Source organism: Ruegeria sp. YTSC004 (assembly GCF_059609805.1).
This window is the reverse complement of the sequence record NZ_JBXWMJ010000006.1, coordinates 276,289-285,853: the sequence shown is the minus strand read 5'-3', so window position 1 is coordinate 285,853 and position 9,565 is coordinate 276,289. Positions and strand designations below refer to the sequence as shown.

Genomic DNA, 9,565 nt, shown 5'->3' with positions numbered 1-9,565 from the left:
CTTGGCGGTTACGATGAGCCAGAAACCCTCTCTTATCAAATCTACTTAAACTGTCCCATTGGTGCTGACGTCAGACAGGAAAGACGTCTCAAGGGTTCAATGAAGCTTCTCTCTTGAAGTCGTCATACGAACTTCCAAAGGAATAACAGCACATACAATCAAAGTGCAGCCTGCTTTTCGCTCGACCGCAAATTACCGGCTTCCCAATGAGCACTCAGAACTAACGGAGCATACAAAAGTTCAGGTAAACGTAAACGCAAATCGGGTGCCGCCCCTTAGCACTCCTCCCTACGATCACCTCTTCTCTATAGGCACTCCGGGTTTCTACATACCTCTCTACGCATCGGCACCTATTACACTTGGTTGTCGCTCTCTAAGGCGCTGTTGCGTGTTGGTGCTCCCTATGGTGATTGCAATCTAGGTGCATCTATTTCCTGTCTATAAGCAATCGTCGGTTTCTTCTCTCCCTAGTAGCTCAATACACTGCCTGGCATCGACCTGTGCTTACGCTCTCTATCTGGTTCTCTCTCAGGAGCGCTGTGCTCTGCCCTGTGTTACGTCCGTTTTCTTACGTGTGTCAGGTGTTAGCTGGCCTGTGTTTCGTCGCTGTGCGCGCTTTTCTGGCCTTGGTTCGGATGTGTTGTTTTCAGAGAGCCATGTTTTATTGGGTTTCTCTGGTTCAAAGGTTTACATTTTGGTCTGAAAAACTGGTTTTCGGGTGAAATCTGTCAACTAAATGTAAACTTAGTGTAAACCTTTGGCCTGATTTTGGGGTGTTTTTGTGGTCGAAAGGTTTACATCCGTCAATCCCGCGAATGGCAGATGTAAACCTTTGTCAACCTTGTGCGACCTCAGTTCAATCAGCAAGGGACCCGGCGAGGCAGGGTTCACCAGCCATTCCTCGCCGTAATCTCGAAAACCCATTCCATTTTTCTTTGTGAGGTCGACAAAGGCGCCTCAATAGCTGCACTCGAAGTAAGGTAGGCTCCGGATCACTTCCGTTGCTCGCGTCACGGAGGAACCGCAACCAGGCGCGCTCATTCAATGTCAGGTCGTCTTTCACGTCATACATGGCACCTACCTCCCGAAGATGGTCTTGATCGCCGTCTCTGACCGGCTAGTCAGCCGAGGATCGGTGTTGTTGGAGGCCTTGCGTATTGCTTTCAGCCAGCCAAGTTCATTCGACGTGACAGGTTCTCCGAACACCTCGACTACTGCCTCGGCTGCAGTGAGGCCGATCGACTGTTCTATTGCGAGGCGCATAAGGTAGGCGCCGTCGCATTCCAAAGCTTTCGCCAAAGTCGGGACTCGATCCAGTGCTACCTTGGAACTACCTTGTTTGATCATCGTGATCATGTTCGGGCTTACGTATCCCACCTGCACCGCGATCTCGGCTTGGCTCTTGGTCGGTTTCAGTTCCAGCACCCGGCGCTCAACGTATTTTGCCAACCTTGTATTTTCGTGTGGTTTTTTGGTCATCGCAATCTTCTCAAAAGTGACGCAGCACGTGCTGCATGTCTTCTCTATAGCGATGCTGACAATGGGAAATTGCGGCGGGAAGAAATCAGCGAGCTAAAAAGTTTAGCCAGTTGGGAGCAACTCATTCTGAGTCGATCTTTCTATCCGGGCGGAAAAATAGCGGTCTTTTTAACCGTTCCATAGACAAAGCTGGTATCGATTGAGGCTATCCCACCGATCGGATGAATTCGGTGGCGAATGAATTCCTCGTAGGCCTCGAGATCCGATACCAAAACCCGCAACTGGTAGTCCATTGCGCCGGTCAGCACGTGGCATTCAAGAACTTCATCGATCATCCGAATGCGCTTTTCGAAGTTCTGAACGTCCGTTTCATTGTGTCGCTCTAACCGGATACGCACGAAGACAGTAATTGCCATCCCATACGCGGCAGCGTCAACGTCGGCGCTATATCCCTTTATCACTCCGTTGGTTTCAAGGTTTTTAACCCGGCGCAAACACGGTGAGGGAGACAAGTTTACTTCGTTGGCAAGATCCTGGTTCGTCATGCGCCCGTCCCGCTGCAACGCTCGAATGATCTGCCTATCCTTAGTGTCCATTTAACCCTCTGCTTAGCAGAATATGCCAATATCATGACTAATGATGGTATATTTCGCAACCAATAGCCCAAAGTAAAGGCGTAAACTGGCTCTAACATGTATCAGGAGCTTGCAATGACTCGTTCAACCGGATTTGCCACCCGCGCCATTCACCATGCTTATAATCCACTGGAAAATGACGGTGCGTTGACGCCACCGCTACATCTAACGTCCACGTTTACCTTTGAAACCGCCGAAGCTGGAGGAGAGATGTTCGCAGGAGAGCGTGAAGGTCATATCTACAGCCGTATTTCAAACCCCACATGCGACCTTCTTGAACAACGCATTGCCGTGCTTGAGGGGGCCGAGGCCGGGTTAGCTCTCTCAAGCGGCATGGGGGCGATCACGGCAGTGCTCTGGACCCTGCTGTCACCAGGTGACGAAGTCATCGTGGACAAAACGCTCTATGGCTGCACCTTCGCCTTTATGCGTCATGGTTTGGCGAAATGGGGGGTCACCATCACACATGTCGACATGACAGACCCCGAGAACCTGAAAGCGGCCGTTTCTGACAAAACCCGCGTGGTTTATTTCGAAACCCCGGCCAATCCGAACATGCGCTTGGTGGACATCGCCGCCAGCGCCGCAATTGCGCATTCAGTTGGCGCAACGGTTGTCGTCGACAACACCTATGCCAGCCCGTATCTGACCCGCCCCATCGAGCACGGGGCAGATATCGTACTGCACTCTGCTACCAAATACCTCGGCGGGCATGGCGATGTGGTCGCCGGCCTGGTTGTAGGAACCGCCGAACAGATCGCTGAGATCCGCCTTGTTGGGATGAAAGACATGACCGGCGCGGTAATGGCCCCTTTCAACGCGATGCTGATCCTGCGTGGTCTGAAAACACTGAACCTGCGTCTGGATCGTCACTGTGCGTCCGCTAAGGTCGTCGCGGACTTCCTAGAAGCGCACCCCGCCGTCGGCGAGGTTTACTTCCCTGGTCTTGAAAGTTTCGCCCAGCACGACGTCGCACAGCGCCAGATGTCCCAACCCGGCGCTATGATAGCATTTGAAATCAAGTCCGGTCTGTCCGGTGGGATCGAGTTCATGAACCGCCTGGACTTGATCCAGCGTGCGGTGTCCTTGGGCGACGCAGAAACACTGATCCAGCACCCAGCCTCCATGACTCATTCGACGTATGCGCCGGAAGAGCGGGCCGAGCATGGGATCAGCGATGGCCTGATCCGCCTGTCCGTCGGGCTGGAGGATGTCGAAGATATCCTTGCAGACCTGGAGCAAGCTTTGCCTTACCCAGCCCGCAGCGCCGCCTAAAACCGGAGATCGCCATGCACATTGATCCCACCCAACTGAAGATCGTCGAACAGCGCCTGCTGTGGTTGTCTCATTGGATGATCCACCATGCCAACCATGTCCGACCAAAGGTGGATGGGATCAAGATTGGTGGCCATCAGGCTTCGTCTGCTTCGATGGTATCGATCATGACTGCGCTCTACTTCTCAGCCTTACGCCCTGAGGACCGGGTTGCAGTAAAACCGCATGCGTCGCCGGTGTTTCATGCGATGCAGTATCTCATGGGTAATCAGACCCGCGAGAAGATGGAGAATTTCCGCGGATTTGGGGGTGTGCAAAGTTATCCCAGCCGGACAAAGGATATTGATGATGTTGATTTCTCGACCGGGTCTGTGGGTTTAGGTGTCGCGATCACCTCGTTTGCCTCGATCATTCAAGACTACATCAAGGCCAAAAGCTGGGGCTCAGACGCGCCAATGGGACGTATGGTAGCCCTGGTAGGCGACGCCGAACTGGATGAAGGCAACGTCTATGAGGCATTACAAGAAGGCTGGAAAAACGACCTACGAAACACGTGGTGGATCATCGATTACAACCGACAGTCGCTGGACGGTATTGTCCGGGAAGGTCTTTTTGAACGGATCGAGAAAATCTTCGATGCTTTCAGCTGGGATGTCGTTCGCGTGAAATATGGTGTCTTGCAACGCGCTGCCTTCGACGAGCCCGGCGGCGACCGACTGCGCGACTGGATTGATGCTTGCCCCAACCAGGATTACTCCGCTTTGACTTTCATGGGTGGTGCGAATTGGCGACAGCGTCTCATGGACGATCTGGGGGATCAGGGGGATGTGACTGCTCTGATCGAACGGCGCACGGATGCAGAGCTCGCAGCACTTATGGAGAACCTCGGTGGCAACTGCGTCGAGACCATGGCCCAAACATTTGCCGAAATCGATCATGATCGTCCAACATGTTTCCTGGCCTACACAGTCAAAGGATGGGGCACCCCCATTGCAGGCCACAAGGACAATCACGGCGGGCTGATGAACAATAGTCAGTTTGCCACGTGGAAGTCGCATATGGGCGTGCCAGAAGGCGAAGAGTGGGAGCCGCTTGCGACGGTGCAAGACCGTGACGCGATCAAGGCTTTTCTGGCCAGCACCCCGTTCTTTGCCAAAGGTCCGCGCCGCTATTTTGATGACAAGCTGGATGTGCCGACCATCGAGATCGACACCAGTCGCGAAATCTCGACCCAGCTGGCGTTTGGCAAGATCCTCGACGATCTTTCAAAAGGCGACAGCCCATTGGCCGAACGCATAGTGACGACCTCCCCAGATGTGACAGGCACAACAAGCCTTGGTCCTTGGGTGAACAGGCGCAAACTGTTCGCCCGATCCGAGCAAGCCGACGCCTTCATAGAACACCGGATCCCTTCGACGGCGAAATGGGAATTCACGCCAGAAGGGCAGCATATCGAGCTTGGTATCGCCGAAATGAACCTCATGTTGCTTCTGGGAGCGGCGGGTTTGTCGCATTCCCTGTTCGGTAAGCGGCTGATCCCAATTGGCACCGTCTATGATCCGTTTGTCAGCCGCGGCCTCGATGCGCTGAATTACGCCTGCTATCAGGACGCGCGCTTCATGCTGGTTGGCACACCATCGGGCGTCACACTCGCACCCGAAGGTGGAGCACACCAATCCGTTGGAACACCGCTGATCGGGATGAGCCAAGACGGGCTGGCAGCATTTGAACCCGCCTTTGCTGATGAGTTGGCAGTGATCATGGAATGGGCCTTTGACTACATGCAGCGCGATGGTGAAGGGCAGCTGGACGAGCGCACCTGGCTTCGCGATGAAACCGGGGGATCCGTCTATCTGCGTCTGACCACCAACCCGATTGAACAGCCTGGAAAGCGTGTCGACGACGAGTTCCGCCAAGGTGCCATCGATGGGGCCTATTGGCTACGAAAACCGGGGCCCAATTGCGAAGTTGTAATAGCCTATCAAGGAGCAGTCGCGCCGGAGGCAATCAAGGCCGCCGGTATCATTGGTGAAGGCCGTCGCGACATAGGTGTATTGGCCGTGACATCCGCAGATCGCCTGAATGCTGGATGGACCGCCGCTCAACGAGCGCGTTCTCGCGGTAACCAAGCGGCACGCTCCCACATTGAAACCCTGATGTCCGACCTCCCGCCGCACTGCAAGCTGGTCACCGTAATCGATGGTCATCCTGCAACTTTATCCTGGCTCGGGGCAGTGCTTGGACATCAGACTATCCCAATGGGTGTCGAGCATTTTGGTCAGACCGGAACAATCGGCGATCTATATCGCCACCACTGCATTGACGCAGACGCTATCCTGGAGAAAGTGAATGGCCTGACCCATGGCAAAACTCTTCACCGTGTATAAGTGGATTGGAGTTGGGCAATAATGCAGAGACCAAACTAGCACTGAGCATAAGGTGCTGGATGACCTACTGAAAAACAAGAGCTTGCCAACATACGACAGAGGCCGGGTTTGCTCGCAATGAAACCGCAACGTTATCGCAGCGCTATCTGCCACTGAAGTGCAATGGTTGGCATTCAAGGCCCTTATTTTGTTTATTTCCACCCCGGGAACTCGCCTTCGGGAGGCAGGGGTCGGAGGTTCGAATCCTCTCACTCCGACCAATAAACAAGGCGTCAAATGCAGGGATAATTGGCCTTTTGACCAGTTAACTTACCGTTTCGCCAACTAAAGTTACCTCTGGTGGTCTGATTTTTTTGCAAGTTCCAGCTCTCGTTCTGAAAAATCGGCTCTGCCCGGATCTTCGACTACCTGACAATTGCTGCTGTGGGGCCGACCAATCCGGCCATTCGCGACGCATGGAAAATCTTAAACTGGCAAACTCACGTTCAGCGGACCAAATCGGAGTCTTCAAAGCGGCTCTGGTAAACAGGTTTATACGCGTCGTACTCAATAATTCCTTTTAGGCAGATATTTTCGGCAGGGTCGCGACTGATCTAGCAACTGAGTTACTTACGGCGGCCAGGAAAAACAGTCGCCGGATAGCCAAAAAGCAAAGATAGTTTTTTCCGACCTTTCATAACGCTAAATAAACTGCGGCCCTTGGAATCGTCACATCACAATTTTCGCAAATAGGCCCAAGACACATATCCCTTAAGCTGACGTGCGCGATCAAGCGACACTCGGCACCAACGAGTGCCACCAGTTTGTTCGCAACTGTGAACCCGCAGAGCGGTTCCATTTGGAAGCCCAACGATAACAATATAGCCTGTCCCTGGCCCAGCACGCATTTTCAGCATGTCACCCTCTTCGACCGCAAAAACCTCGTATCGTCCAAGTGAGGCCGCTGTTGCAGTCTCAGTGGTCATAAAAACCCCTAGAACAAATGCCGCCAAGGGGAAGAAGATTGTGTTACGCATCGGGTTTTCCTGCTTGTTGCCTCGGGCACCATCTTAGCGAACCGGATCGACAAGCGGAACAATTCCCAGCAATTACTTTAGACGCCGTTCGGCATCCAAAGTGTGGTCAGCCCGAAATAGCGCTTCGCAAAGGCAAACGGATGTTTGGTTTGTCGATGCTCCTCTGGCGCAAGGCACTTCGACTGCATCCTGCAGTTGCTGCGTTGTGACCTCATCCCAATGACCTGAATTGTTAGACACCATCGGGGTCCGGAAGGTGACGCCATTCTAGTCACCGTAGCTGAGAGCGTTTCCGACCAGAACCGCGTCCACGATTTTTTGCACGTGGGTATTCGGCACCTGAATGGCAATCCGCAGACCAGTCTCAGGAGTGCACCTCTCGTTATCGAGCTTGGGAAAGATCATGGCTATCTCCAACAGCTTTTCCGATCAGAAAACCCAAGTTGGCGGCAATTCGGGAAAAGACGGTTCGTTATCGGCCGTACCATCACTCTCGTTCCCGGCAGCTGATCGGTTCTCGGCTCAGAGCAACCCGGCGTTCCAGGCCGTTAGACCCGTCATCGGCTACTGGTCGTGACCTGCCGGGAATGAACGACGACATGCAAGTCGAAAAACAAGCCGACCAGACCGGTGTATAACGCTACGAGTATCCATGCTGTTCGCTGTACCCAACTTGTTACGCCGTTGCTGATCGAATCCCAAATGACAGAACCCACGCTGACGCTAGTTACAAGAAACCAGACGAGCATCGCCCCATTCAGCAAACTAATCCCCTATGTTCGGCGGAATAATCGCTGTGGATTAGATTGCGCCCGCCAGACTTTGTCAATCAACCGACAGCCCGGTTTGTCCCGAGTAACTCTCTATTTGCATCGATTGGGTCGGCCGTTGTTTCGCGCGACCTGATTGCCCCACCGCAACAGGTTGACGTTGCAATCGTCCCGATCAATCAGAACCTCGATCAGGCAAAGACCATCATGGTCCAATGCTGTTTTGATGGCCAGGTCCAACTCGCCTTCTGTTTTCACCTTGCATCCCCAGGCGTTACCCTCTCCGGCGCCAAACACGTCAATCAAACTGGCGTAGTCCCAATTCTTGATGGTGTTATAAGGGCCATCGTGGATTTCAACTTCGATCGTGTAGCCGCCGTTGTTGATGAGGAAAATAATCGGCTTTGCGTCATACCGGATCATGGTCGAAATCTCTTGGGCGGTCAGTTGGAACGAACCGTCGCCAATGCACGAGATCAACCGGCGCTTCCTGTTGCCTAACGCGTATCCCAGCGACGCACCGACAGACCAGCCAATGGATCCATACTGCATTTGTATCTCGAACCGCGTGCCTTCGGGCAGTTTGGTCTCAATGCCGTTGAACCATGAATCACCCGTCTCCACGAGTAACGTGCTGTCCTCATCCAGCATCTTCTGCACACGGGCGAATAGTTGGCGAACCATCACCGGTGTTTCGGCATCACCAGGCTCGGGCGGGATTTGTTCGGTTCTGACACGTTCGAAGGCCGCGACAGCACCGCTGTTCGGCGTAAGTTTGTCAGTCAACGCATCCAGAAACTCATCCATGCGGACATTGCTGAAATGTGTGTCACCCAGCTGTATGGACGTCGGATGCACCATAACCGCTTTGCCGGGATTAAAACCAAGCTGATGACCCGTAGTGGTGTAATCCGTGAAAACAGGCCCAACAAACAGCAGCCCGTCCGCGGCATCGACAATTTCCCCACAGCCCGGTGTGCTGACTGGCCCCCAATAAATCCCCATGAAACTTTCGTTTGTCTCAGACAGAAAACTCTTGGCGTTGGGCATTGATGCCTGGGCGTATTCGCAGGCCACGGCAAGGCTTCGCAAGGGGCGTTCGGCCTGACCCGCGCGCACTTTGCTTCCGGCGACAAGTACTGGCCGCTCTGCCGCATTCAGGAATTCAGAAACTTGTGCGACCGCAGTCGCTAATGTGTTCGGATCACTGCTGGACTGCCTGGCGAAACTACGCGGAACGGGCGCGGACGTAGGTGCACCCGCAATGTTCGAGGCGATTTCGATATAGACCGGTTTGCGTCGAAGCATTGCGGTGTCTATCGCCCTGTCGATCGCTACAGGCGCAAGGGACGGATGATGAATCGTGACAGCCTCCGCGGTGACGCGGGCGAACATCTCGCGCTGGTAATCGTAATCAACTTCGCCAAGCGTGTGGTGCAGGTATTCCCACTCGGCTTCTGAATTTGTGTTAGGCCCACCGGAAATCGCGATCAATGGAAGATCTTCGGCATAGGCGCCTGCGACGGCATTCAAAAGGCTCAACCCTCCGACCGAATAAGTGACGACGGCCGCTGACGGCCCCCCGGTTGCGCGGGCATACCCGTCCGCGGCGTAGCCTGCGTTGAGCTCGTTACAGCAACTGATCATTCGCAGATCCCGATTGCCAAGCAGCTCATCCAGCAGCACCAAATTGTAATCGCCGGGAACCACAAAATAATCCGCAATTCCAGCCTCTTGCAATCTCCTTGCCAGATATGATCCGACAGTCCAGCGCTCTGTTGCCATGCCCTTACTCCAATACAATTTATCAAAAAGAACTGGGCACATCCTATTCACGAAAGCCGGATTCGCAAAACCAAGAGAGTTGCGATTGGCTCTGTCACAGAGGTGTTGGAATCGGAAATCTGTATTAGATTAGTGGCTGCTGTTTGCGCAAAAGCTCTACTATCGGTCTGCGCGGCCAACCTGGCCAATGACATTGCGCGATCAAATCAACGGAAAGG

The 9,565-nt window shown here is 53.7% G+C and carries 8 protein-coding genes; 3 read left to right on the top strand and 5 right to left on the bottom strand.

Translation table 11 applies throughout. The annotated features are described in order from the left end of the window. Window positions 1-1,077 precede the first annotated feature (1,077 nt). Together AC2FFP_RS13220 and AC2FFP_RS13215 are read right to left on the bottom strand one after the other, a co-directional pair. Entirely contained in the window at window positions 1,078-1,479 is a 402-nt protein-coding gene (locus tag AC2FFP_RS13220) for an XRE family transcriptional regulator (protein WP_496766524.1), read from the bottom strand. 140 nt (window positions 1,480-1,619) lie between these two features. Beyond that, a complete protein-coding gene (locus tag AC2FFP_RS13215; RefSeq protein ID WP_496766521.1) occupies window positions 1,620-2,075 on the bottom strand; it encodes an Lrp/AsnC family transcriptional regulator in 456 nt (151 codons plus the stop codon). 114 nt (window positions 2,076-2,189) lie between these two features. Between AC2FFP_RS13215 and AC2FFP_RS13210 the strand changes: the two genes are divergently transcribed. Then, window positions 2,190-3,389: a methionine gamma-lyase gene (locus AC2FFP_RS13210; protein ID WP_496766519.1), complete on the top strand. Its 1,200-nt coding sequence runs from the start codon at window positions 2,190-2,192 to the stop codon at window positions 3,387-3,389. A 14-nt stretch (window positions 3,390-3,403) separates the two neighbouring features. Then, window positions 3,404-5,776 carry a thiamine pyrophosphate-binding protein gene (locus AC2FFP_RS13205; RefSeq protein WP_496766517.1) on the top strand — a complete coding sequence of 791 codons (2,373 nt, stop codon included), beginning with the start codon at window positions 3,404-3,406 and terminating at the stop codon, window positions 5,774-5,776. Window positions 5,777-6,489: 713 nt separating this feature from the next. Here the strand turns inward: AC2FFP_RS13205 and AC2FFP_RS13200 are convergent. Together AC2FFP_RS13200 and AC2FFP_RS13195 are read right to left on the bottom strand one after the other, a co-directional pair. Further along, complete coding sequence (locus tag AC2FFP_RS13200) at window positions 6,490-6,741, bottom strand: SH3 domain-containing protein (RefSeq protein WP_496725206.1); 252 nt, start codon at window positions 6,739-6,741, stop codon at window positions 6,490-6,492. Between the two features lie 318 nt (window positions 6,742-7,059). Continuing rightward, the gene (locus AC2FFP_RS13195) at window positions 7,060-7,197 is read right to left on the bottom strand and encodes a hypothetical protein (RefSeq protein WP_496766515.1); all 138 of its coding nucleotides are present in this window, start codon (window positions 7,195-7,197) and stop codon (window positions 7,060-7,062) included. Here AC2FFP_RS13195 and AC2FFP_RS13190 point away from each other — a divergent pair. Next, window positions 7,196-7,369 carry a hypothetical protein gene (locus AC2FFP_RS13190; RefSeq protein ID WP_496766511.1) on the top strand — a complete coding sequence of 58 codons (174 nt, stop codon included), beginning with the start codon at window positions 7,196-7,198 and terminating at the stop codon, window positions 7,367-7,369. The genes AC2FFP_RS13195 and AC2FFP_RS13190 overlap by 2 nt on opposite strands. A gap of 286 nt (window positions 7,370-7,655) precedes the next feature. Here AC2FFP_RS13190 and AC2FFP_RS13185 read toward each other — a convergent pair whose 3' ends face one another. Beyond that, complete coding sequence (locus tag AC2FFP_RS13185; protein WP_496881142.1) at window positions 7,656-9,347, bottom strand: thiamine pyrophosphate-binding protein; 1,692 nt, start codon at window positions 9,345-9,347, stop codon at window positions 7,656-7,658. Between the last annotated feature and the right edge of the window lie 218 nt (window positions 9,348-9,565).